Origin of the sequence: uncultured Sphingosinicella sp. (genome assembly GCF_963974575.1) — a bacterium.
Classification (GTDB): Bacteria; Pseudomonadota; Alphaproteobacteria; order Sphingomonadales; family Sphingomonadaceae; genus Sphingosinicella.
The window spans coordinates 1-23,652 of record NZ_CAXBBQ010000005.1; the positions used below are offsets into that span (position 1 = coordinate 1).

The 23,652-nt window shown below is 55.9% G+C and carries 20 protein-coding genes and 2 pseudogenes; 13 read left to right on the top strand and 9 right to left on the bottom strand.

All coding sequences use genetic code 11. The annotated features are described in order from the left end of the window. The first annotated feature begins 68 nt into the window (after nucleotides 1-68). Together AAC014_RS10210 and AAC014_RS10215 are read left to right on the top strand one after the other, a co-directional pair. Nucleotides 69-242: a hypothetical protein gene (locus tag AAC014_RS10210; protein ID WP_339707913.1), complete on the top strand. Its 174-nt coding sequence runs from the start codon at nucleotides 69-71 to the stop codon at nucleotides 240-242. 168 nt (nucleotides 243-410) lie between these two features. Beyond that, on the top strand, nucleotides 411-1,139 hold the full coding sequence (locus AAC014_RS10215; RefSeq protein ID WP_271257003.1) for a transporter: 729 nt from the start codon (nucleotides 411-413) through the stop codon (nucleotides 1,137-1,139). A 129-nt stretch (nucleotides 1,140-1,268) separates the two neighbouring features. Here AAC014_RS10215 and AAC014_RS10220 read toward each other — a convergent pair whose 3' ends face one another. Beyond that, entirely contained in the window at nucleotides 1,269-1,658 is a 390-nt protein-coding gene (locus AAC014_RS10220) for a type II toxin-antitoxin system VapC family toxin (RefSeq protein WP_271257002.1), read from the bottom strand. Continuing rightward, the gene (locus tag AAC014_RS10225) at nucleotides 1,645-1,920 is read right to left on the bottom strand and encodes an AbrB/MazE/SpoVT family DNA-binding domain-containing protein (RefSeq protein WP_271257001.1); all 276 of its coding nucleotides are present in this window, start codon (nucleotides 1,918-1,920) and stop codon (nucleotides 1,645-1,647) included. The genes AAC014_RS10220 and AAC014_RS10225 overlap by 14 nt, the downstream gene beginning before the upstream one ends. A 546-nt stretch (nucleotides 1,921-2,466) precedes the next feature. On the opposite strand from AAC014_RS10225, the gene AAC014_RS10230 reads away from it, so the two are divergent. Next, nucleotides 2,467-2,751: a helix-turn-helix domain-containing protein gene (locus tag AAC014_RS10230; RefSeq protein WP_339707925.1), complete on the top strand. Its 285-nt coding sequence runs from the start codon at nucleotides 2,467-2,469 to the stop codon at nucleotides 2,749-2,751. Continuing rightward, nucleotides 2,741-4,060: a type II toxin-antitoxin system HipA family toxin gene (locus AAC014_RS10235; protein ID WP_339707928.1), complete on the top strand. Its 1,320-nt coding sequence runs from the start codon at nucleotides 2,741-2,743 to the stop codon at nucleotides 4,058-4,060. The genes AAC014_RS10230 and AAC014_RS10235 overlap by 11 nt, the downstream gene beginning before the upstream one ends. A gap of 69 nt (nucleotides 4,061-4,129) precedes the next feature. Here the strand turns inward: AAC014_RS10235 and AAC014_RS10240 are convergent. Then, nucleotides 4,130-4,414, bottom strand: a pseudogene (locus AAC014_RS10240) (IS3 family transposase); the annotation flags it as partial. 558 nt (nucleotides 4,415-4,972) lie between these two features. After that, on the bottom strand, nucleotides 4,973-5,482 hold the full coding sequence (locus AAC014_RS10245) for a MarR family winged helix-turn-helix transcriptional regulator (protein ID WP_339707931.1): 510 nt from the start codon (nucleotides 5,480-5,482) through the stop codon (nucleotides 4,973-4,975). Between the two features lie 173 nt (nucleotides 5,483-5,655). Between AAC014_RS10245 and AAC014_RS10250 the strand changes: the two genes are divergently transcribed. The 6 genes from AAC014_RS10250 (at nucleotide 5,656) to AAC014_RS10275 (ending at nucleotide 13,287) form a co-directional block, all read left to right on the top strand. Then, entirely contained in the window at nucleotides 5,656-7,941 is a 2,286-nt protein-coding gene (locus tag AAC014_RS10250; RefSeq protein ID WP_339707934.1) for a TonB-dependent receptor, read from the top strand. Between the two features lie 11 nt (nucleotides 7,942-7,952). Further along, a complete protein-coding gene (locus tag AAC014_RS10255) occupies nucleotides 7,953-9,506 on the top strand; it encodes an AMP-binding protein (RefSeq protein ID WP_339707937.1) in 1,554 nt (517 codons plus the stop codon). A gap of 61 nt (nucleotides 9,507-9,567) precedes the next feature. Then, nucleotides 9,568-10,338 carry an SDR family oxidoreductase gene (locus AAC014_RS10260; RefSeq protein WP_339707940.1) on the top strand — a complete coding sequence of 257 codons (771 nt, stop codon included), beginning with the start codon at nucleotides 9,568-9,570 and terminating at the stop codon, nucleotides 10,336-10,338. Beyond that, nucleotides 10,335-10,763, top strand: coding sequence for an OB-fold domain-containing protein (locus AAC014_RS10265; protein ID WP_339707943.1), 429 nt, complete (start codon nucleotides 10,335-10,337; stop codon nucleotides 10,761-10,763). The genes AAC014_RS10260 and AAC014_RS10265 overlap by 4 nt, the downstream gene beginning before the upstream one ends. Before the next feature lie 5 nt (nucleotides 10,764-10,768). Next, nucleotides 10,769-11,914, top strand: a complete 1,146-nt coding sequence (locus AAC014_RS10270) for a thiolase family protein (RefSeq protein ID WP_339707946.1) — start codon at nucleotides 10,769-10,771, stop codon at nucleotides 11,912-11,914. A 20-nt stretch (nucleotides 11,915-11,934) separates the two neighbouring features. Further along, a complete protein-coding gene (locus tag AAC014_RS10275; protein ID WP_339707949.1) occupies nucleotides 11,935-13,287 on the top strand; it encodes an MFS transporter in 1,353 nt (450 codons plus the stop codon). Between the two features lie 168 nt (nucleotides 13,288-13,455). Here AAC014_RS10275 and AAC014_RS10280 read toward each other — a convergent pair whose 3' ends face one another. From AAC014_RS10280 to AAC014_RS10290, 3 genes are read right to left on the bottom strand one after another with little or no spacing between them, the layout of a single operon-like run. Further along, nucleotides 13,456-13,932, bottom strand: coding sequence for a MaoC family dehydratase (locus AAC014_RS10280; RefSeq protein WP_339707951.1), 477 nt, complete (start codon nucleotides 13,930-13,932; stop codon nucleotides 13,456-13,458). After that, entirely contained in the window at nucleotides 13,929-15,509 is a 1,581-nt protein-coding gene (locus tag AAC014_RS10285) for a class I adenylate-forming enzyme family protein (RefSeq protein WP_339707954.1), read from the bottom strand. The genes AAC014_RS10280 and AAC014_RS10285 overlap by 4 nt, the downstream gene beginning before the upstream one ends. Nucleotides 15,510-15,526: 17 nt before the next feature. Further along, nucleotides 15,527-16,735, bottom strand: coding sequence for an NAD(P)/FAD-dependent oxidoreductase (locus tag AAC014_RS10290; RefSeq protein ID WP_339707957.1), 1,209 nt, complete (start codon nucleotides 16,733-16,735; stop codon nucleotides 15,527-15,529). A 409-nt stretch (nucleotides 16,736-17,144) separates the two neighbouring features. Between AAC014_RS10290 and AAC014_RS10295 the strand changes: the two genes are divergently transcribed. Further along, nucleotides 17,145-19,541 carry a TonB-dependent receptor gene (locus AAC014_RS10295; RefSeq protein WP_339707960.1) on the top strand — a complete coding sequence of 799 codons (2,397 nt, stop codon included), beginning with the start codon at nucleotides 17,145-17,147 and terminating at the stop codon, nucleotides 19,539-19,541. A gap of 487 nt (nucleotides 19,542-20,028) precedes the next feature. Here AAC014_RS10295 and AAC014_RS10300 read toward each other — a convergent pair. Both AAC014_RS10300 and AAC014_RS10305 read right to left on the bottom strand, forming a co-directional pair. Next, a pseudogene (locus tag AAC014_RS10300) lies at nucleotides 20,029-20,124 on the bottom strand (IS110 family transposase); the annotation flags it as partial. Between the two features lie 498 nt (nucleotides 20,125-20,622). After that, nucleotides 20,623-21,567 carry an AraC family transcriptional regulator gene (locus AAC014_RS10305; RefSeq protein ID WP_339707962.1) on the bottom strand — a complete coding sequence of 315 codons (945 nt, stop codon included), beginning with the start codon at nucleotides 21,565-21,567 and terminating at the stop codon, nucleotides 20,623-20,625. A 173-nt stretch (nucleotides 21,568-21,740) separates the two neighbouring features. Here AAC014_RS10305 and AAC014_RS10310 point away from each other — a divergent pair, with 173 nt between their 5' ends. Both AAC014_RS10310 and AAC014_RS10315 read left to right on the top strand, forming a co-directional pair. Continuing rightward, entirely contained in the window at nucleotides 21,741-23,081 is a 1,341-nt protein-coding gene (locus tag AAC014_RS10310) for an aromatic ring-hydroxylating dioxygenase subunit alpha (protein WP_339707965.1), read from the top strand. A 42-nt stretch (nucleotides 23,082-23,123) separates the two neighbouring features. After that, nucleotides 23,124-23,645, top strand: a complete 522-nt coding sequence (locus AAC014_RS10315; protein WP_339707968.1) for an aromatic-ring-hydroxylating dioxygenase subunit beta — start codon at nucleotides 23,124-23,126, stop codon at nucleotides 23,643-23,645. Nucleotides 23,646-23,652 lie beyond the last annotated feature (7 nt).

The window sequence follows — 23,652 nt, forward strand, 5'->3', positions numbered from 1 at the left end:
CAAAATAGCCGAAACTCTCACTTTCAAAGCGGACCAGTTTTCAGGGGGAAGGCCAGGGATATCACAATGTGAATCTCCGTATTGGCACGGAGAGCGACCGCATCCGTCTGATTGGTTACGTGGAAAATCTGTTCAAGGCCGATTACTACACGAATACCTACGAGAAGGCGTTCTATAGCGGTGTGCAGCTGGAACCGTCTGTACGCCGTATCGGTGTCACTGCGTCGTTTAAATTCTTCTGATCAGCAAGATATAGTAGAGCGACTTCCGCCCGGCGTACCCCGCCGGGCGATTTTTTTAGATTCGTAGAGCGAATCAGAAATCGCAGACACTTCAAGGCGTCAATGTACTCACTATACGCGCGGATCATCTGGCGGAGATCAGTCAAGCCTAAAGGCAACGTCTCATGCATGATCATATCCTATGCAGCATTTCTTGCTATGGCATTCGGAATGGCCATCCCCGCGATCGCGGCACCGTTTACCGTCAGTTCGCCCGTCGCAGCAAGGCAGTACAGGATCAGGTTGGCTGCAGAGTTCAAGGATACACCGGGCAAGGACACGTTGATTTTGCCCAAGCTGGAATTGACTGTGCCGGTCGCACCGGGGCTCAGTGTTGCCGTCAAGGGACATGTCCGCACGATCGATGAAGACGGCGCACACTCCCAAACCGGTTTCGGCGATATTGAACTGAAAGCGAAATGGAACTTCCTGAAAGTTGACGAAAGGCGGATCGCGATAGCGATCGAACCCGTTCTGTCACTTCCCTCGGGAGATTACGGCCGGGGGCTTGGCGATAGTCATATCGGCATCACGCTGCCCTTGATCTTGGGTTACGAGGCGGGAGCTTGGGATTTGGGGGGAGAGGTCGGCTACGAGCATGTCTTTGGCAGTACCGATCATAAAGGTTATACTGGGATACTTGCCATGCGTCACTTTACGCCCAGCTTGCGACTGGGCGCAGAGTTCATCCTTGAAACGAGCGAAATTGATTTCGGTCTCGATACGCGGGCAAACGTTGGCTTCAAGCTAAAAATTGGCAAGAACAGCGAGCTGCAGGGACTCGTCGGACGGACTCTTCATACCACTGACGATCAAACCGAAAATGAGTTCAAGATGGCTTACGAAATTAGATGGTAGTGATGATTCCAAGAAATTCGCCCACCGGGTTTTACTGAGAAGTGATCTATCCTGCGCTTGCGTTTCGGACGTTCTGATGGGGGCAAACTGGAATTTCTCCTTGCAGTTTTGCAAACGGGATGCACACACTCAAGGTGTGGTGACTGGAATCGCCGGTTTGCCCTTGGCCGCCTTGATAAGCTTCCGGTCAAAGCTGAGGAAGCTGTTGCAGGTGTTTGAGCCTGCAAGATGCAATGCATCGGCGAAGTCCATACCGGCAGCCGTCCAGTCCAATGCCTCCGCAATCCGTGTGGGCTCCTCGACTGTAATGCCGGGTAAGCCTGCGAGGCCGCGTAAGCCGGTGACGATCCGTTCGGGAGTGAAGCCGTAGCCGCTTCGAAGTACCCATTCGCTCTCGAGCATCACTGTTGTCGTGATAAAGATATCGCCCGCTTCAATCGCGGCGCGTGCAGCTTTCGCCTGCCGCTTGTCGTCGTTGGTCAGAAACCTGACGACCACATTGGTGTCAATCCCGCGCACGCCGCTTCGCCTCGGCTACCATGGCAGTTTCCATGTCCTCGATCGACAGAGCAGCTCCCTTGTGCTTCAGCGAGCCGAATACCTGGTCGATGCTTGATGGCGGGAACACGGGTGCCAGCTTCAGCAGCACGCCCTCGGCCGTACTTTCGACGACCAGCCGGGTGCCGGCAGGCCAGTGCCGCAGGTCACGAACCGCCTTGGGCAGGATGACCTGACCCTTAGTCGAAATAGTAGTGGTGAGCCGTTCCTGAGCTGCAGCCACGGCGAATCTCCTCAAAGTAAGACGCGGGTAAGATAGCGTGTCCCGGCTTTCTGGGCAAGTGTCGCCAGAAAGAAGGCGCGGAGCGTTGCTGAACAGGCGGGGCGATCATACTGCTCGTCTCTGACACGTGCACTTCTGCTCGATCGGCTCCACGCTGCACGTACACACACGTCCAAATGGACAACAGCAATGCGCTGTCGAGAACGCTCGTTGCAAGCCGGCGCTCCGGGCGCCCTCTCTGATGACTTTCCGAGCGATGAGGCTCATTGATATTTCGGCTTGGTCTGCCTGTTCGGGACGAGGGCAGGCAGCCAACTATTCCTGCTGTTTCGAGCGATGGATATCATTGGTGTCTCAAGCAACTGAGAAGGACAATGATGCCCACGTCACGCCGACCGACCGGCTCGCGAGCCATTGATTTTCAACTTCAGCAATGATATTGACCGCTATAGAAGTCGTAAAGCTATTTTGTGGACGATATAACGGTCATTTTGTGTGAAAGAGCATACTCGCACTTATTCTCGCATAACGCGCGAAGCGTTGACCATGATGGGTAGGCTCATTCGCCTCGCACGCAAACAGCGCAAGATGTCAGAGGCTGACCTGTCAGCCCGGGTCGGAATCGCTCGCAGCACGCTGCAATTAATCGAAAAGGGTCATCCCAAGGTAGAAATCGGACTGGTGTTCGAGGCGGCAACACTGGTGGGTCTGCCGCTCTTCGTCGATGAACCTTCAAGGCTTGCTCCCGAGATTTCGCGGGTCAACGACAAACTGGCACTTCTTCCCCGGTCGGTACGGGCCCCGAGGAAGACGGTGAAAGATGACTTCTGACCGGTTTCGCCCTGCTGCGGCGAATGGCACTGCTTACGTTCCGATCCCGGCAGCCACCGAAGCCTTCGTGTGGATATGGCTGCCGGATACGCTTGAGCCCGTGGTTGCGGGTCGGATCGCGCTGGAGGACGGTCTCTATGTCTTCAACTATGGTCGTTCCTATCTGGAACGCACCGACGCGTTACCGATCTATTTACCCGAATTGCCCCTCCAGCGCGGCAGGGTCATTCCCGAAGCCCCGCTCGATATGGCCGGGTGCCTGCGAGACGGCGCGCCCGATGCGTGGGGCCGCCGGGTCATCATCAATCGGCTGACGGGCCTGGGCGGCGAAGCGGCGCGCAATGTCGAGTTCGATGAACTGACATTCATGCTGAACTCGGGATCGGACCGTATCGGCGCTCTCGATTTCCAGACGTCAGCGGAATGGTATCAGCCCCGCGAGCACGACAACGCGACGCTTGAAGAGCTGTTGGAAGCGGCCGAACGGGTCGAGCGGGGCGAGCCGGTTCCGCCAGCACTCGACAAGGCGCTATTCCATGGCAGTTCCATCGGCGGTGCACGTCCCAAGGCTTTGATACAGGACGGCAAGGACAAGTTTATCGCCAAGTTCTCGGCAACCAACGACACCATGGCTATCGTGAAGGCTGAGTTTGTTGCGATGCGCCTGGCAGCCGAGGTGGGACTGAACGTCGCGTCCGTTCGATTGGCGAAGGCCAATGGCAAGGATGTCCTTCTGGTGCGCCGATTCGATCGGGAATGGAGCGGGAAGGGGTGGACACGCCGGGCGATGGTCTCCGCCCTGACGATGTTGAGGCTTGGCGAAATGCAGGCCCGCTATGCAAGCTACGTCGATCTCGCCGAGATGGTGCGCGCGCGCTTTACCAATCCGCAGGAAACACTGCGTGAACTGTTCGGCCGGCTGGTCTTTAATGTGCTGACGGGCAACACTGACGATCATGCGCGCAACCATGCGGCGTTTTGGGACGGTGCACATCTCACGCTCACGAAGGCATACGACATATGCCCGCAACCGCGTAGCGGTCGTGAGGCCAATCAGGCGATGCTTGTCAATGGGGAGGACAGGCGCAGCCTTCTCGAAAGCTGCCGCCTTTCGGCGTCGAACTTTCTGCTGAGCGATCGCGATGCCCGTCATCTGATCAAGGGCCAGGTCGGGGTGATCAAGCAGCTATGGAGCGCGATTTGCGATGAAGCCGAATTGAGTGAGGTCGATCGGGGATACCTGTGGCGCCGCCAGTTCCTCAACGATTATGCCTTCGAAGGGTATGTCGACGGAACGCTGCCACTTTGAGCCGAAAGGTGCCGGAAACTCGCTACGTCCCAGCGCCGTTGATTACCGCGTTGAGTAGCCCCTAGTTTTCTAGACGCCTTCCGTTTTCACAAACTGCTGTCGTTCGAACTCGACGGCCGACAGCATCGCGTTCCTGACTTGCTTACGCACCGGGTTATAGAACATCTCGATGTAATCGAACACGTCCTGCCGGGCTTCCTCGCGTGTTTTGTAGGTTCGGCGCCGGATGCGCTCGCGCTTGAGCGACGAGAAGAAGCTCTCCGCGTCGGGATTGTCGTGGCAGTTTCCGCGTCGGCTCATCAAGTGCTCAAGATTGTGAGCACGGATGAACGCAGCCCAGTCGATGCTGGTGAACATGGCAGGCATGGGTATGGATCACGAGATTTGACCGCCGTCGCAAGGCGCCGGAGTGGCATTGCTCGCCGGATGTCGGACTCAAAATACGAGATAAGATTTTGAAGATAAACAAGAAAAATTGTAAGGACTTCCATGTGCCCCCCCCCGTGGTCCCCGAAAAATTTGTCAACCCCGGACTCGACCCCATGGTATATGACGAGCGGACCGGATCGTTTGGCGGATGAAGCATTGAAACTGAGAAAATCGATTCGGACGATTTCTATGTCGAAAATGCGCGAAGCAGAAATCGACGGCATCGCAATGCCTGTCCATTCAGGGCCCCAATCAGATGATTGGTCGCTGCGTTGCACCGGAACCTTCCCATAAGATTGTCGATGAAGCTGCATTGCGGACGATTAGTCGATCATATTCAACCTGTCATTTTGGACCTGAGAGCGGGTCGGTGCTTCCACGAGCCTACTTTGCATGTTCACGAACAGGCCTCGAACACATTTCTCAGGACCGCTTTCTGGGCAGATGCGTCAGAAGTAAATGCTCAGCTCAGCCGAGCTCCTGCTAATCGTCATCCTCATCTTGCCAATCACTTCTTATCGGTTCAGATGTTATTCGGGAAACGGCACGATCAAGAACATTATCCAGAATTTCGCGTTCGTGCGTATCGAGAGCGCCGAGGACATTATCCTCAAAGCCGACGACAACGGGAACCAACTGACGGTAGACAGCCCACCCGTCGTCAGTGAGGTTAAGGCAACTGCGCCGGCGGTCGGCCGGGTCGGTTTTCTGTACGAGACGATTCTGTCCGATCAGGCTTCGTACGGCACGGCTGATCGCCATCTGTGAATAGCCTGATATTTCACTGACTTGGGTGGCGGAAACATCCGGGTGACTTGCAATGACAAGCAGGACCCGCCACTCACGTCGCGACAGGCTCAAACTCTGGGTCAGCGTATTTTGCTGATATGCCTGTCCGACATAGTTGATGATCCTGATCATACGGAACAGCGTGGAGCGTTCCACACTGAATGGGTGACTGCGCCAGTCCCTGTTTTCCTGGATTTTCGTCATGACCATCATCTTCCTTCACGCGGGATCGCACCTCGCATGGCGTTTCGAGAAAAACAACACATTGCCCGTCAAAGCCAGTCTTGACACGAGAAAATTCATAACATATGTGACTAATTAATAACAAACGTTACTATTTTCAACGATTGAAGCGTGGGTCAACGGGGAGAGATCTGATGAAAAATATAAAGCTGCTGCCTGCATTTTTTGCTGCTGTGTCCGGACTTGCCGTAGCTGCTGCGACGGCGGGCTCCGCCACGGCTGCCGAAACCCAAGTTGAGCTGGAAGAAATCGTTGTCACGGCGCAAAAGCGGGCCGAGGGGCTTCAGGAGACGCCCATTTCCGTTGCTGCATTCAGCGCGGATGCGCTCGACCGAGGTCTGTTCGTAGACGTCTCCGACGTGGGACGGATGACGCCTAACGTCTCGTTCTCGTCGGGAGAGGGCGGCGGGAAATCCACCTCCAATATTTTCATTCGCGGTATCGGTCAGCTCGATTTTCTGATCTCTTCGGATCCAGGCGTCGGGATTTATCTCGATGGGGTTTACCTTGCGCGGACGGTCGGGTCGCTGTTGGACACGCTCGATTTCGAACGTATTGAGGTTTTGCGCGGTCCCCAGGGTACCTTGTACGGCAAGAATACGATGGGCGGTGCCATCAATCTTGTTTCGCGGTTGCCAAACGGCGATTTTGGGGGCTCGATCGAGCTGACTGCAGGTCGCTTTCATCGAATGGATGTCAAGGGATCCGTACAGTTTCCTCTAGGCGATGCAGTATCCGTTCGTATGTCGGGTATGCTTCGGGATCGCGATGGATACGGGCGCCGTCTTCTCGACGGCGAGGAGATGGGTAACGACAATGTGTCTGCGGGCAGGGTCGTCGTGCGCTATCAGCCGAGCGATGACCTGGATATCGTTCTGTCGGGTGATTTGACGCATCGTCGGGAAGCCGGCCTTGTAATGACGATGAGCGGTGCAAATTCGGATGCGACGCTTGTGCGTCTATTCAATCAACTCGTAGCCGGTCCGGTTTATGGGACCCAGTTCGATAACCGCTGGAAGACGGATAGTCCGTTCACGACAAATGGCACCGGCCCGAACTTCAATAATCTGGATACATGGGGTCTTTCGGCCACGGCAGAATGGCAAGTTTCAGATGCCATCACGTTCAAATCGCTCTCAGCCTATCGGGATATGGAGAACAGCTTTACCCGCGACGGCGACAATTCGCCGTTGCCCATGGTCGAAGGTGTACGCGGTGTCGATCAATATCAGGTATCGCAAGAGTTTCAGCTGACCGGCGACTCTCTGGAAGGACGCCTGAAATGGATCGCTGGAGCATATTATTTTCGTGAAAAGGCGAGTTCCTATCTCGAGGCGACGGCATTCGGCGGCTTGTGGGAAGCGATGGAGGCGTTGCCCGGGCCTCTCCCGGGCCTGCCGTTCGGTGGTGCTGGAAATCCTGCCAATCTCGACGTCTCGTTCCGGATCGACGACCGCCTGAAAACGGATAGCTACGCTGCGTTCGGGCAGCTCACCTATGCGCTTGGCGATCAGGTGAACGTGACGACGGGGTTGCGCTATACGCACGATAAGAAAATCTACTCCATAGAGCAGTATCGCCCTGCAAGCGGCCGCATTGTGATTCCGCTGACTACGCGCCGGGACAGCTGGAACAACCTTTCACCCAAGTTGACGATTGACTATACGCCGGCCGAAGACCTGATGGTCTATGCTTCCATTTCACGCGGGTTCCGTTCCGGTGGATTCAATGGACGCGGTGGAACGTCCGGGGGTGTCTTGCCATATGATCCGGAGAAAATGACTGCGTACGAGGTCGGCCTGAAATCCCAGTGGCTTGAGAATCGTCTTCGCTTCAATGCGGCTGCCTTTTACTATGACTATTCGGATATTCTGCTGACATCCTCCACTGCGGACGCTCAGGGCAATCAGGTCGTGATCACCGACAATGTCGGTAAGGCACGTGTTCAGGGCTTTGAAGCCGAATTGACGGCAGTTCCTTTCCGGAACTTCGAAATCGTCGCGGGGGCAGGCTTTACGGACGCGAAATTCACGGATGTTGCTGCAACCGCACGGGAAGTAACGGAAGACAGCAGGTTCGTCGCCGTACCCAAATGGATGCTGAACCTGACAGCGCGTTATACTGTTCCGATGGAGTCGGGTGCCGCCCTGAGCGCCGAGGCCAGCGTGAATTACAAGAGCAGGCTCTATCAGGACGTCCTCAACTCACCAGAGCTCGTTCAGGACGGTTATGCATTGGTCAACGCGCGGTTGGCTTGGGACAGCGCGGACGAAAACTGGACGCTCGCCCTGTTCGCGACGAATCTCACGAACAAGAAGTATATCAACCGGGGGAGTTCGTTCCTGGCGTCGCTGGGGACATCCGAGGCCTATTATGGCCGCCCGCGAGAATGGGGCGTGTCGGTCAAGGCCCGCTTCTGAAAATGCGTGACATGCACATCATCGATTACCTGGACAGGGGAGTGCAGAGCGCTCCCCACCGCCCTTGCCTCGTCGATGACGTGTGCATCCTGAATTATGTGGACGTGGTGCGCATGACCTGGCGTGTAGCGAACGCCTTGCGCAACTATGGCTTTTCGGCAGCAAGCCGTATCGCCGTCCTCAGCCCGAACCGCGCGCATGCTTTCGCGTGCATTCTGGGCATTTTTCGGAATAGCAGTGTTTGGGTACCCTTGAATGCCGCGAATTCAGCCGAAGAGAACGGCAAGTTCCTATCGAAGACACAGGCTGAAGTGCTTTTTCTTCACCCGGAATTTCTAGACAAGTTGCCCGATCTCAGGGCGGCGGGGGCGTGCCTGAAACTGATCGTTCTTCTGGGTGATGAAGCACCGGAAGGGCTGGTCGATCTTTCGGGCTTCCTGGCAAAGGGCAGCGATACCCCATCATTTCCGGTCATCGCTGACCCCGATGACCTTGTGACGCTATATTCGACCGGCGGTACGACAGGCGAACCGAAAGCCGTGATGTTCACGAACCGTATGTGGGCGACCATGATCGCAACACATCGGCTTGTGTTCCCGGTGGACGAACCGCCCGTACACCTTGTCGTTGCACCTATGACGCACGGTGCGGGCGGGATCGCCATGTGTCTGCTTTCCCAAGGTGGAACGCAGGTGTTCATGGATCACTTCGATGTCGGCGCCCTGCCGGAAATGGTCGAAAAACATGGTGTCACGCACCTTTTTCTGCCGCCGACCGCCATATACAAACTTCTGGACTCGCACGGCTTGAGTGCAGAGCGATTCAGATCACTGACGCACTTCTTCTATGCCGCTGCGCCCATGTCCGTCGACAGGTTGCGAGAAGCGATCGATCTGTTCGGACCAGTCATGGTCCAGACCTATGGTCAGACCGAATGTCCTCTCGTCTGCACTGTGCTAAGTCAGGATGACCATGTGAAGGCGCTCGCCTCCGCGCCGGATGTATTGAAGAGTTGTGGCAAACCCACGCCTCTCGTCACCGTCGCTATCATGGATTCTAGCGGCAATGTGGTCGAACCAGGCGTGGCCGGTGAGATCGTCGTCAAGGGTGACCTTGTGACGCCGGGCTATCTTGATGATCCGGTGCAGACGGAAGCCATCCGTAGGGCCGGATGGCACCGGACGGGTGATGTCGGCTATTTCGATAAAGACGGCTATCTCTATATCGTCGACCGCCTGAAAGACATGATCATCTCCGGTGGATTCAACGTGTATCCGGCGGAAGTCGAGAAAGTGCTCCTGGCTCATCCCTCGGTTGCAGACTGTGTCGTGGTCGGGGTGCCCCATCCACTGTGGGGTGAAGCCGTCAAGGCCGTTATCGAACTCAGGCCTGGACAGGTTTATGACGCTGCCGCCGTTATGGAATTTTGCAAGGGCCATCTCGGTTCGGTGAAGGCGCCCAAATCGGTGGAATGCTGGGCTGAACTTCCGCGAAGTGCCGTAGGCAAGACGCTCCGCCGCAAAGTGAGGGATGTCTTCTGGGCTGACGCAGGTCGCTCCATTTGATCAATGATTTCGGCTCAGGGAAAGTGGCTTCATGGTATCGCGATTTTCGGGAAGAGTGGTAATGGTTGTCGGAGCCGGGTCGACCGGCCCAGGGTGGAGTAACGGCAAGGCCGCTGCGATCCAATTCGCGCGCGAAGGTGCCAGCGTTTTCTGTGTGGATGTGAACGGCGAAGCCGCAGAGGAAACCGTACATATCATTCGCGAGGAGGGCTATTCTGCAGAAGCCTTCACCGCCGATGCGGGTAATGCGGAGGACGTCGAGGCAACCGTGGCGGCCTGTGTTTCCCGTATGGGCGGCATTCATGTCTTGCACCACAATGTAGGGATCGCGGCCCTGGGAGGGCCCGTTCAGCAATCGTTGCAGGATTGGGAACGGGTCATGTCGGTCAATCTCACCTCCCTGTTCCTGCTTTGCAAGCACGCTCTTCCGATCATGGAAAAGCAGGGAAAAGGTGTGATTACGGCTGTCGGTTCGCTGGCAGCGAACTGCTGGTCGGGAACATCCTACGTATCCTACAGCGCCTCGAAAGCCGGTATGATCGCACTCATTCGTTCCGTTGCTCTTGAATATGCGTCCAAGGGGATCAGGGCGAACACGATCCTTCCCGGCTACATGGATACGCCCACCATCTATGCGTCGCTCGCCGACAAAGCCAATATCGAGCGGGCAGATTTCCGCAATCGTAGAAACGCGATCTGCCCCACCGGGCGAATGGGCGATGCCTGGGATGTCGCTCGGGCAGCCGCATTCCTCGCATCAGATGATGCGCATTATATCACCGGGACGAGCCTTACGGTCGATGGGGGGCTTTCCCAGAGTATTCCGGTATGACAGATACCTCTGACGCGGGAATCGGCCTGCCTATGGTGTGGCCCGGCATAATCTCCGTTGACGGTGATATCATGGCGTTGGCGGGGTCGCACTGTCCGGCGTGCGGACGTTTCGACTTTCCCGCAGACAATCTCTGCCGGGATTGCGATACACTCACGAACAACACATCGCTGGGGCATACTGGGCGCATTTTTAGTGTGACGACCATCAGAACGAAGGCCCCGTTTGGTTTGCCGACGCCGTATTCGGTGGCCTTTGTAGATCTCGATGATGTGCCTTTGAGACTCTTTGCATTGATGGACCCGGACGCCGCGGAGGCATTTATCGGGATGCCGGTATGTCTGTCGGTCAAGCCGCTTGGAATAAATAGTCAGGGCGAGAATTGTCTGCGCCCGGTCTTTGGCACCTTGGACCGAGCAGGATAGATCGTATGAGCTACATCATAGGCGCTGCCCAGACTGCTTTCGGGCGCTTTCCTGAAAGCGGTCTTGTCGATATGGGAGTTGAAGTCCTGCGCGCGGCATTGGCGGACGCGGGCATCGACAAACATGCCATTGATGGTGTCGTGGTGGCCAACGCCTTCGGTGCCATGCTGTTCGGCGAAACGACGATCGGGCAATCTATTACGCACCGCGCTGGACTTCGGCAGGTACCGGTTTTCAACGTGGAAAATGCCTGCACGTCCGGGTCTTCTGCAGTCCATGTCGGCGATATGGCGATCGCAGCGGGACAATGCGACGTCGTCCTTGTAATCGGCGTTGAAAAAATGTGTGTCCCTCAAATGGGGCTGATCAACTCGGGCTTTCAGGATCTCGATACGATGCTGGGCCTTGTCGCCCCGGCAAGCTTCGCGCTGCGCGCCAAGAGGCACATGCATGAGTTCGGAACGACGGACAGGCAACTGGCGGCCGTCGCGGTCAAGAACAGAAAGCACGCCGCGCTCAATCCGCTTGCAATGTTTCGAAAGACCGAGAGCATCGAGAGCGTTCTAGCGGCGTCCATGATTGTCGACCCCCTGACAAGACCGCAATGTTCACCTGTGGCGGACGGTGCGGCGGCACTCATCTTGTCGCGCGGCCCGAAGGTAGGGAATTCCGGTCGTGGACGACATGTCAGGCTCGCAGCGAGCACGCTGGGCTCCGGCAGTCATGAACGTCCGCCAGCGCTGTCGACTTGGGCGACGGACAGGGACGTTGCGGCAAAGACTTATGAGCGGGCCGGTATCGGTCCGGAAGACATCGATGTGCTAGAATGTCACGATGCTTTTTCAATAGCAGAAATCCTGCATATCGAGGCATTGGGGCTTTGTCCGATCGGAGAAGGCGGGCGCTTGACTGAAAGCGGCGAGACAGCGCTCGGTGGGCGTATCCCCGTTAACGTGTCTGGCGGCCTTCTCAGTCGCGGCCATCCCATTGCGGCCACGGCCGTCGCGCAATTCGTGGAACTCACGCGGCAATTGCGCGGTGAAGCGGGAGCGCGCCAGGTGCCTGGTGCAAGCGTCGGTCTCGCGCATTGCATGGGCGGTGATATAGCAGGTGATACGAAATCCTGCACGGTCGCCGTGCTGACTGCCTGAACGGCTTGGGAGAGCAGAATATGTCCAGGTCGGATGGTTCGGACGAAAGCACGGCGTCGGGAGAGCCCATACCTGGCAGCTGGCGCTCGGTCGTTTTGCTGACGTTCGCATCCATCCTGTCGTTCATGGACAGGTCCATCCTCAATCTCCTGGTCGAACCGATCAAGCGTGATTTTCTGCTCAGCGATACGCAGATCGGGTTGCTGGTCGGCATCGCGTTCGCTCTTGTTTATGTTGTCGCGGGTTTACCGTTCGGTTGGCTGGCAGACCGGATCAGCAGGCGCTGGATCCTGTTTTCGGGAGTCATGCTCTGGAGCGTTGCAACCGTCGGCTGCGGCCTGGCCCGAAACTTCTGGCAGCTGTTTTCTGCACGGGCAGGGGTTGGAATTGGCGAGGCAACGCTCACGCCCTGCGCGCACTCTCTGATCAGTGACCTTTTCCCTCGCCGAAGTCTGGCGCGGGCGTTGGCGGTCTATGCAACGGGAAGTAACATAGGTGCAGGCTTGGCCCTGCTGATCGGCGGGCATGTCGTGGTCGCCGTGTCCGCCATGCCGCCGATCGAAATACCATTCATCGGTATAATCAGACCATGGCAGGCCGCATTCGTGACGGTCGGTATGCCGGGTATGCTTCTGGCGCTCCTGATGCTGACGTTGCGGGAGCGGCGCCGGTTGCCCGCGCCTTTGGTACAACGGGACGTTGGGACGCCGGCGACAATGCCGGAAGAATCCTTCATCAGCTTGCTTCGTGTCCAGCGGCGTTTCTATGTACCGCTCCTCGCCTCTTTCGCGTTGATTGCATCCATGAGTTACGGCATGGCAACCTGGATTCCCAGCTTGCTCGTGCGCCGTTTTGATTGGACCTTGGATGAAGTCGGTTTCGCTTATGGAATGATCATATTGATTGGAGGAACAAGCGGCACGCTTCTTGGCGGTGTGCTTGCTGATGCCCTGAAAGCGAGAAAATGCGCCGACGCGTGCTTGCGCGTTTCGTTTATTGCGATGATCGTTGCACTTCCCTGTGCCCTTGTCGCGCCGATCGCCCCATCAGGCGGATGGACATTGTTTTTCGTTGCCCCGTACTGGTTTCTGGCGGCCATGCCGATCGCATTGTTCCCCGCGGCCCTTCAGGAGGTGACGCCTTCGGCATTTCGGGCGCGTATTGCCGCGCTCAGCGTATTCTGCGTCAACCTGCTTGGCCTGAGTGCGGGGCCGATGATCGTTGCGCTCCTGACTGATTATCTGTTCGCAGCCGAAGGCAAGCTGAATATGTCGCTTCTGGTCATGGCGTCAGTATGTATGCCGCTAGCGTTGCTGGGAGCCTGGTTCGCAGGCCGCGCCTTTGTCGCCCCTACGGAGGTTGGAAAAAGCTAGTCGATAGTTCCAACCTTCGAAAACTCCTCTCGAATTTCAGTGCTCGCCTGGCCAAGACATGCCCCGCGATGTGGCGGCCGCAGCGGGAAGCTCGATCCTCACCCAAACAGAGGCGATGACGCTTCGGCTGTTTCTTCGGCGCCTTTCATCGCTCCCGAGCCGGCATATTCAGTTCACAGCCACTTTGTTCGATGGGTAGAAGCGGAACAAAATGTCGGCCACCAGCACTGGCTTTTCCACGGTATCGCTTTCCATCTCACAGCCCATCAGCAACTGGACGCCGCCTGTCACCTCGGTCACGTCTTTCAACGTCATGTGCAACCGGATCTTCGAATCGACCAGAACTGCCGCGGGAAATCTCGCTTTTTCGATGCCGTAGTTCAGACCCATACCGATATCTTCAAGCGTGTAGATATCGCGCAGCAACGGGATAAGCATCGAAAGAGTCCAGTATCCATGTGCGATGGTGCGGCCGAATGGGCAATCCTTTGCCTTTTCGGAGTCCACGTGAATCCAGTTCCAGTCCTTGGTGGCATCGGCGAACATGTTGATCTGTTCCTGCGTGACTTCATGCCACTGGCTCGATCCGATGCGCTGTCCGCGATATGCCTTGATTCCTTCAATGCCCTTGAATGTAACGGTCATAGCATCCTGCTCTTTCTGCTTTGATGATTGGCCCATTCCTTGCCGAGCTGTTCCTGCAACAGCTTACGGTCGACTTTGCCATTGGCCAGGAACGGAATGTTGTCGCGGGTCGAGATGTACTTGGGCGCCTTGTAGCCGGGCAGATGCCGCCTCACATGCGTCTGGATATCGTCAACCGATAAGCTGCGCCCGCTGACGAACGAAGCGGCGGCGACCACCACTTCGCCAAACTCGTCGTCCCTGATACCGGCGACGATTGCGAAGGCGATGGCTTCGTGACTTTCGATCGCTGCTTCCACCTCATAAGGTGAAATATTATAGCCGCCGGACCGGATTAGCTCCTTCTTTCGCCCGACGATGGACAGGTCGCCCCCATCAAATGCGCCGAGGTCGCCCGTTCGGAACCAGCCATCCGGGGTAAACGATGCCGCTGTCGCATCGGGCCGGTGCCAATATCCCTTGATGACCTGTGGTCCGCGGATCAGGATCTCGCCAACGATGTGTCCGTCCATTTCAGTCGGCTCGTCAAGACGCACCTCAAGGCTTGGCAATGGTTTGCCAACGATGTGCAGCAGTTTGTCGGGCGCGGTCTCATTGCAGGAAAAAGTGATGCCGCCGGCGGCTTCGGTCATGCCGTAAGAGACGCCCAGCCGTCTTGCCTTGCGGCGGATAGCTGCAAAGGCGTCCTTTGAAAGTGGTCCGGGCCACCAGACGTAATCGAGGCTGGACAGGTCAAAATCGTCCATCCGTCCCGATGCGGCAAGTCGTTGCAGCATGGTCGGGATGGGTGCCCACAGCGTGATCCGCTTGCCTTCTATCGTGGTGAGGACCTCTTCAACGTCAAAGCGTTCCAGTTGCACGCTGGTGCCGCCCGATAGCAGGACCATGACGACTTCATTGGCAAGGAAGGCGACATGATCGATCGGCAAGAGAGACAGTGACCTGACATTGTCGATGTTGATACGCGAAAGAGCATTTGTCACGGATGTCAAAATGCCCAGATTTGTAATAGCCGCGCCCTTGGGTTTGCCAGTGGAGCCGGACGTGTAGATGAGCGCGAGGGGCGATTCCGGCTGGCCGTTGTTCACGGCTTCCACATCATGCCCTTCGGCCAGAAAAGCTTCGAACTCAGTTGCGATCTCTCTGGCCTTGTCAAAGCTTAGCCGCACTATTGTTTGAGATCTATTGCCAGGTAGCAGGGGCTGGATTTCATCACCGCAGGAGCGTTGTCCCATATCGCGAGGACAGAAGATGACGACCGGAGCGGAATCGGTCAGCACGTGCTTCAGCTCATCGTCCTGCAACCTCAAACCAAGCCCCGCGAAGATCGCCCCCAGCCTTGAACATGCCAGGAGGACGGCTATCACCTCGGGCCGGGGTGGAGACATGAAAGCAACCCGGTCCCCCGGTCGTACCCCCTTGTTCACTAGTGCGGCCGCGCATTGATCCGCCAGTTCGACCAGGCGTGCATAGGAGATGTTGTGGCCATTTGAATCGAGCGCGCAATGTGCGGGCTTCTGTCGCGCGATGGCACTGATCCGATTGTAAAGTGTGTCTTCTACGATGCAGTCAACCATGCCAGTATCACTTTGCTTCAGTAGATTGTGGCGCCGGGGTAGCGCCCGTGCGAAACACCCGCGGCGCCTTGGGTCAGCCAGCGTCCAGCACTGCCGAACCAGCGCGCAAGCTGTGCCATCAGCCAGCGTTTGGCTTGTGCGCTGAGAGATGATGGAGCCAGCCTTTCCAGTGCGGTCGCTGCAATGCTCCGGTTGAACAGTGCAGCGTCTCGCCGTTCACGGGCAAAATGGTCGATACAGGCAATCGCGCTCTGGCGACTGCCGGATTCGAGGGCGCTGCGGATAGCGCTGGCTGCCACAGCTGCATCCATGATGCCCGAATTCAGGCCGCGCCCGCCAAAGGGGGCGAACAGATGAGCGGCCTCGCCGACAAGCAGAACCCTGCGTTTGGTATCTGAGAAATCACGGGCGACGAGCTGGCGGAAGCGGTAGACGGAAACCCATGAGATTTTGATATCGCTCAACCTTGTGTCGAACTGCGCCATCCATTCCCGGCATCCCTTTTCCGAAGCGAGCTGTTCAACGTCGTCGTTAGGTTCGCATTGAAGATCGAAACGCCAGCCTTCCTTAAAAGGAACGATCATGACGTTGCGGCCAGCCAAATTCTTGTGCTGATAATGGAAATAAAGCTTCAGCGGCCACGATTTCAGCGTCGGCGACGTCACATCTGCGATAACATAGGCGGTGTTGGAACTGTTGCCTTCCAGCGGAATATCCAGGCATTGCCGGGCTGTCGATCGCGCGCCATCGGCCGCTACCACATAGGGTGCGATTATCGTCTTACCATTTTCGGTTATGATCTTTACGTACTCATCATGTGCATCAACAGCCTTTAGCGGTGTTGACCACATGAATTTGACGCCATTTTCGATGGCGGCCAGGTAGAGAATTCGCTCTGTTGAAAGTTGAGATAGGCTGGTTCCATAATTCTCATAGTTGGATTTTTTGAAATCCTTTTTGTAAACAATTCGTCCATTGTAGGTGAATTCTGCACCGGTCCAGATATTGCCGGCTTCGCCAACTTTACGGGCAAGGCCGGGAACCATGCGGTCAAGTGTCTGCAGCGGTTCGCGATGGATGAAAATGGCTCGGCTGCCGGGCCTTACCCGGTCTTGGGGTTCGGCCTCTATGATAGTGACCGGAAGCCCCTGAGCGCGCAGCGCAAGCGCAGCTGTCAGCCCGACAGGACCGGCTCCAACTACGATAATGTCGTTTGCCCCTTGCATCTCCAACCCTTTCTGAGTTTGGGGTCATTGTTTCAGCCGCATGACCGATGAGTTGAATTAAGGGTGACACAGGGGCTGGCTCTTCAACAATTGCAGCCAGTCCCAATATGGCGACTGAGCGTCCTGTACTCATTCTGAATTCAGATGGGTTGCATATTGGTAGAAATGATAATTAAGTAATTTCAATTACTTAAAAACAAACTTCCGTTTCAGAAGACAAGGGTTATCGACCTGCAAAGGTATGAGCTTTGTGGCATGTTTGAGTGCTGAGGTTTCCATTCGTTAAGGCAGGACTGTTCGTCGCCAGATCAAGACGCACGGCAATTGTCCGCTTGCTGGTGTTCATGTCACTTTCGCGGCGTGAAGCTTTGATTGCCAAAAAATCACATAACGCGAGGGGAGCTGTTTCGTGAAGTCAAGTGCTTACAAGGCCATGCTAAATGGCGGAATTTGCCTTTCGGTTCTTGTTGCCGGGTCTGCCTTTGCGCAAACGGCTGCGGATACGGCCGGGGACCGACTTGCCGTTGAGGATATTGTTGTAACCGCACAGCGTCGGGTGGAGCGGCTGCAGGATACACCGATTGCTGTTACCGCACTTGATAATTCCGCGCTTGAAGAGCGTGGCCTCACCAATATGCAGGAAGCTCTATCCGGCATCCCAAGTCTAACCTTCAGTACTGGTGACCCAACAGGCGGAAGCACAAGCGCCAATATCTATATTCGTGGCATTGGTCAGAATGATTTCATCATTACAACGGATCCGGGCGTCGGTGTTTATATTGATGGTGTTTTCTATCCGCGCACAACGGGCGGTCTTCTTGACCTGTCAGATATCGCGCGTGTTGAAATTTTGCGCGGGCCGCAGGGCACGCTCTATGGCCGTAATACGATTGGCGGCGCGATCAACATTACGACCGTCGAGCCCGACACTAGTGAGGTGAGCGGTATGGTCGAGGTCGCCTTTGGGCGTTTCGATCATGTGTCGCTTCGGTCCAGCATCAATCTGCCGATCAGCAACAATTTCGCGGTACGTGCATCCGGCGCTTACAAGCGGGCTGACGGTTTTGTTGACCGCGTCATCGCGGGTGACAAGCTGGGTGGTTATGACAGTCTGGTCGGGCGTCTGCGCGGTCTGTGGGAAGCCAGCGACCGGCTGACCGTCGATTTTGCAGTCGATGCTACGCGAACGCGCAATGATTCAAGCCCTACTTACATTACCGAATTCGTACAAACGGGCAATCTGGCACCGCTGTACCTTGCGCCTTTCGTGATGCCGGTGATCGAGCGCCCGTCGAGTGCTGCAGGCTCGGCTGCGGTGGATGATTATATCGCGCGTTATGGGAGGCTGCCGGTTCTGGAGAACAAGGACAATCGTTACGTTTCCCATTCCACCGGGCCGAATGTTAGCAATCTCGATAGTTGGGGCACGTCGATGACGCTGCGTTACGACCTTACTGAGGAGCTGAAGCTGAGCACGATCTCCGGCTATCGTGAAATGGAGGCGCGTTTCGGTTTCGATGCGACCAACAGCCCGTATCAGTATACGCAGTCGCTCAATGATGTGGATAGCAAGAGCTTTACACAGGAAATCCAGATTTCCGGTTCAGTGTTTGAGGACAAGTTGAACTTTGTAACCGGGCTTTACTATTTCTACGAAAAGGCGACGGACAGCAATCAGGTTCGCCTAGCCTCGGGGCTTTATGACAGCCTCGAAAGCCTGCCTGCTGCTGTTGTTCCGCTCGATCCGGCCATTGTTTGCCCGGCACCTTTCCCGGCGCCGTGTCTGGGCGGAGCGGGAAATCCGTTCAACACCGCCTTCGACCTGGATTTTCATGACTTTAACCGCATGATAACAAACAGTTATGCGGCGTTCGGTCAGGCGACGTTCAACCTCAATGACAGCCTCTCGGTCGTCGGTGGTCTGCGCTATACCCGGGACGAGAAAGAATATTACCTTGCGCACCAGCGTATCAATTCGGGTGTCTACAAGGTTGCCCCGACGACGACGGATCGTGCTGACAGCAGTCTGTCACCGAAAGTCGGGATCAACTACAAGATTGATAATCGTAAGCTGTTGTATGTTTCGGCTTCGCGCGGTTTCAAGAGCGGCGGCTTCAATGGTCGCCCCACCACCCTTGCAGAGGTTTCGGCTTTCGGCCCGGAACGGGTTTGGACTTACGAAATGGGGCTGAAATCCGATCTGTTCGATCGGCGGCTTCGTTTGAATACGGCTATGTTCTGGAACGATTACACAGATATCCAGATCAATCAGTTCAGTGCTGACACGTCTGGAAACCTGGTTCTTCTGGTTGAGAACGCCGGCAAGGCGCGGATGCGTGGCTTAGAACTTGAATACACCTTCGTCGCTACCGAAAACCTGACCATTGACGGTGCGCTGTCCTATATCGACGCGGAATACACTCACTTGAATCCGGGTGTGTCGGTGGGGATCAACAACAAGTTGCCGCAGACGCCGACATGGACCGCAAAGACAGGCTTTATCTACAATGTCGGTTTGAGCGATAACTGGTCGCTCGGCCTGCGTGGTGACTGGCGTTACCGTTCTGCAGTGTACAACAACGCAGAAAACACGGCCAGCCTGAAAGCCCCCGGCCTTCACCTGTTCGATGCGCGCGTCATGTTCACTGAAGATGACGCGGGGCTGGAACTGGCAGCCTATGTGAAGAACCTGACCAACAGGCAGTATATCACCGGCGGCTTGCAGGTTCTGGCCAGTTTCGGCCAGGCGGCTGCCACCATGGGCCGTCCTCGTGAATGGGGCGTTTTGATCAAGAAGACCTTCTGATCGGAACTCCTGCTCAATTCGCCGGATGCATGACCTGACGACTGCATCCGGCGGATTGGAATGAGGTGGTATTCGTGTCGTTCAGAAATGTTGTCACAGTTTCCGGCCTCGCGCCACTTTGGCGGAGGTATGATTTTTGGGATCTTTGGTCGGAAATGCGTAATTCATATGTGGGGCCCCCTATGGTAAGGGCTGTTGTCGAGATGGGCCTGAACGGCTGCTCCCATGTGTCCGGCCTGTTTGTACGGATTTATGATAGACGCTGGCCTTGATGGAAATCCGCAGACGAGGTCTCCAACGAGGCGCGCTTAAAAGCGCGATAGATCGCGCGGGTTGATTTCGCTTTAGGCTCGTTAGTTACACATCATTGACTGCCACTGCCACTGCCACTGCCAATTCGGGTATTCGGCTTTTTTCAGGCCGCCAGCTGGTAGGGTCTGTAAGCTTCTTCCCGAGTCAGCACGACCCATGCGATCCGGGCCCGGTGGCGCCGCTTGACCAGCACCGTGGCGCCGTTCTCGTCGACGCCGTGTGCTTGGAACACACTCATCGCCCGGTCCGATCCTATCGTCGTGATCGCCATCGTCATCGTAAACGCTCCTCTTCCTGCTTCGGGTGACCAACAGCTGCATATACCCGCTGACGGTCGGTGCGGGGGCGCCCACATCATCATGGGGAGCCAGCTATGACCGGCTGCACCATTTCGTCGGTGCCGGCATCTGGGACTGCGCGTGATTGGAAGCGACGTTGTGGCCGCAGTCCGATGATCTCGTCGGTGGCGGTGGCTGGGCGTCGGCGACCGCGGGTGGAGAACGACGGGATGTTGACAAGGCATTCTTTGGCGGCGGTGTCGCGGACGTGTTGCCGTGCCGCTTTCCGCAACGGCTCGGCCCTGTCTGGCGGCACTTGTGCGGACTGTGGTGGCGCGACCACACGCCCTGGCATCTGGGAAAATGAAATGGGACCTATCTTGACGGGGTGCCGGGGCGGGGCCGTTGCCACGCGCCGGGTTCACGCCCTAAAATACACAGCTGGCGGTCGATCTGTTGTGTCGCAGGCTGACGTGGAAGTTTGACAGATGTCACGCGTTCGCCTGAGGCCTGTCACGCTTTTGTCCAGTGGTGCGGAAGTGTCCCGGTGTGACGCCTATTTCACGCAGGAAGGCGCGACTGAATCCGGCCTCGGATTGATAGCCAACCAGATGTGCAACCTCGCTGAGTGATGTCGAGCCGCCTTCGATGAGGGTGATGGCGCGATTAATCCTGATGGAGGTGAGGTAGGCCATGGCGGTAACGCCGGTCACACTGCGAAAACTCTCCGCAAAGACAGATCGGCTGCAGCCGACCTCACGGGCAAGAGTTTCAAGCGTCCAGTCTTTCTGGAAATCCTGATGCAGCAGATCCAGCGCTTTTGCAACCTGACGGTTCCCGGTCGATGGATGCCAGAATGCGTCCTCGCCTTGTGCACGCTTCTGCTCCACATTTTCGATCAGTTCGATGGCCAGAATTTCAGTCAGTCTCTTTATAATTCCCGGAGAGGATGGGCGAGAAGTGTTGAGATACTCATTTGAAATGAGTTCAATCAATGAAATCGTCCTGGTGTATCTTTCTCCATCTTTCGGACCTATTATAGAAATGACCGGATATATTCCGGTAAGGGTTGTTTTTGTTGGGATGACACGGCCGATCAATATTTCATTTTTTGATGTCATTCCCGAACGATCTGAAAAATCTCGCTTTTCAGATTGCATATAAAGTTCTTCGACATCGATGATCAGTTTTTCGGGCAGATCCGGTGCGCTTGAGATTGTATATCCGATGCCGGACGACACGCCGACGATGTCTCCTTCCCGGAGCTCCACACAGGGCAGGAATTTGCTGTCGGTCTGAAGCCAGCCCCCCCCTCTTTTAAGAACGAACAGGGCCAGCATCTGATGTGGGGAGACATGGCATCCCCATGGGGGCGTGAGCCGGACGACCTCATAGCCCATGTCATCGAAGTCGATATAGCCGAGCTTGCTCTTCAAACCTCTCCCTCCGGACCCGCTATCAAGAGAGACAGACCCACGATCAGTGACAGTCTCATCTTTCGTCTTATGTTTCTTAAAGCAAGAATAAGCGTCGAGGTTGAACGGGTGTCAAGCCATAATCAATAATGATGTCAGTTTGTCCTTGCGAAACGAGAAGAGAGTGATTTGGAATGTCCGAGGAAGATGGCAATTATATGAGCCCAAAAGAAAAGAGTATGATTGATTTAATAAATCATGACGGCGGCCAGATAATTCCACTGATTTATTCGGATGGCGATATATACAAAAAGGAATTGGATCAGATATTCGGGCGATCATGGCTTTTTCTTGCTCATACTGATCAGATACCTAGCGCCGGTGACTATGTCTCAACCTTCATGGGTGAGGATCCGATCATTGTCGTGCGTCAGCCCGACGGGAGCGTGGCGGCATTTCTGAATCAGTGCCGCCATCGCGGTATGAGGGTTTGCAGAACGGATTGCGGCAAGGCGCGGGCCTTCACCTGCACATATCATGGCTGGGCATATGATATTTCCGGGCGTCTGGTGAATGTACCGCTGGAAAAAGAAGCTTACCACGGTGAAATCGACAAAGAAGCCTGGGGGTTGGTTCGCGTTCCTCGCATTGCGGTTTTCAGGAACCTGGTTTTCGGGTGCTGGGACGAGACGGTCCCAGAGCTCGAAGATTATATCGGTGAAGCTGCATGGTATATGGACATCATGTTCGATCGCTCTGGGGGTGGTAATGAACTGATCTCCGGCGTTCATAAATGGACGATTTCCTGCAACTGGAAACTGGCTGCCGAACAGTTCGCAAGCGATATGTATCATGCGCCCGTTTCTCACCTTTCGGCCGTGCTTGCGAGCATGCCTGAGAATGCGGCGCCTCTGGATGCCGACTGGCCAAAGGAAGGACGGCAGTTCCGGGCGCGTCGTTTCGGTCATGGTTCAGGATTCTTCACCAGCGAACGCGGGTGGGATTTCAACGTCAACACCATGGGGCAGACGATCGTTGATTATCTTGCTGGAAAACATTCTGATGGGGCCGTTCGGCATCTTGGGGAGATGCGAGGGCGGCGGGTTACCGGCCAGCACATGACGATTTTCCCTAACTTTTCCTTCCTTCCGGGAATCAATGTACTGCGGGTCTGGCATCCCAAAGGGCCGGAAGAAATTGAAGTCTGGTCGATGATTCTTGTCGACAAGGATGCGCCGGATGAAGTCAAGCAGGCCTATCGCGATCGTGTGACCCGGATGTTCGGGCCAAGCGGGATATTTGAACAGGACGACGCAGAAAACTGGATCGAGGTTCAGCGCGTACTGAAAGGGCATCGTGCCCGGATATCGCCATTCAATGTGTCCATGGGCAAGGGGCATGCGGCTGAGGATGTCGAATTTCCTGGCATTGTTAGTGGCATGTTCTCCGAAGAGGCGTCGCGCGGATTTTTCCAACACTGGGCCCGCATGATGGATGGGCAGAGTTGGGCCGAGCTGACCCAGCCGCTCGTATGACTTCAGATCTTTCACACGACAGATAAAGCCAAGGGGCGGCAGATGAATTGTTGCGACGAGGATGGACTTGCGCGCAAGGTTGAGCAGTTTCTTTACGAAGAGGCGGCTGTTCTTGACGAACGCAAATTCGAAGAATGGCTGGGCCTGTTTGCAAAGGATGTTCGGTATTTGGTGCCTGTCAGAACGACAAGGGCTGCACGGGATCCGCGATCTGAATTCAGTGGCGACAGGGAATTGGCGCATATTGATGACGATATCAGCGGCCTGACAGCTAGGGTACGCCGTCTGCGCACCGGATTTGCTTGGGCTGAAGATCCGCCATCGAGAACGCGACATTTTGTTTCCAATGTCCGCGTTCGAAAAATTTCCGAAGTTGAGGTTGAGGCTGATTGCAACCTTCTGGTCTATCGCGGCCGATTGGACCGACAGCAGGATATTTTCTGCGGCAAGCGCGTGGATCGCCTGCGGGTTTGTGATCGGCAGCCCGGCCTAGAGATTACGGTGCGGACTGTATATCTGGATCACACGCTGCTTTTTGCAAATGGCATAAGCATTTTTTTCTGAGGTCATA

Coding starts and splice junctions, on each gene's coding strand:
- AAC014_RS10215 (WP_271257003.1), top strand. CDS start 411: ATGATCATATCCTATGCAGCATTTCTTGCTATGGCATTCGGAATGGCC.
- AAC014_RS10235 (WP_339707928.1), top strand. CDS start 2,741: ATGACTTCTGACCGGTTTCGCCCTGCTGCGGCGAATGGCACTGCTTAC.
- AAC014_RS10245 (WP_339707931.1), bottom strand. CDS start 5,482: ATGACGAAAATCCAGGAAAACAGGGACTGGCGCAGTCACCCATTCAGT.
- AAC014_RS10270 (WP_339707946.1), top strand. CDS start 10,769: ATGAGCTACATCATAGGCGCTGCCCAGACTGCTTTCGGGCGCTTTCCT.
- AAC014_RS10260 (WP_339707940.1), top strand. CDS start 9,568: ATGGTTGTCGGAGCCGGGTCGACCGGCCCAGGGTGGAGTAACGGCAAG.
- AAC014_RS10315 (WP_339707968.1), top strand. CDS start 23,124: ATGAATTGTTGCGACGAGGATGGACTTGCGCGCAAGGTTGAGCAGTTT.
- AAC014_RS10280 (WP_339707951.1), bottom strand. CDS start 13,932: ATGACCGTTACATTCAAGGGCATTGAAGGAATCAAGGCATATCGCGGA.
- AAC014_RS10230 (WP_339707925.1), top strand. CDS start 2,467: ATGATGGGTAGGCTCATTCGCCTCGCACGCAAACAGCGCAAGATGTCA.
- AAC014_RS10310 (WP_339707965.1), top strand. CDS start 21,741: ATGTCCGAGGAAGATGGCAATTATATGAGCCCAAAAGAAAAGAGTATG.
- AAC014_RS10250 (WP_339707934.1), top strand. CDS start 5,656: ATGAAAAATATAAAGCTGCTGCCTGCATTTTTTGCTGCTGTGTCCGGA.
- AAC014_RS10255 (WP_339707937.1), top strand. CDS start 7,953: ATGCACATCATCGATTACCTGGACAGGGGAGTGCAGAGCGCTCCCCAC.
- AAC014_RS10275 (WP_339707949.1), top strand. CDS start 11,935: ATGTCCAGGTCGGATGGTTCGGACGAAAGCACGGCGTCGGGAGAGCCC.
- AAC014_RS10265 (WP_339707943.1), top strand. CDS start 10,335: ATGACAGATACCTCTGACGCGGGAATCGGCCTGCCTATGGTGTGGCCC.
- AAC014_RS10290 (WP_339707957.1), bottom strand. CDS start 16,735: ATGCAAGGGGCAAACGACATTATCGTAGTTGGAGCCGGTCCTGTCGGG.
- AAC014_RS10285 (WP_339707954.1), bottom strand. CDS start 15,509: ATGGTTGACTGCATCGTAGAAGACACACTTTACAATCGGATCAGTGCC.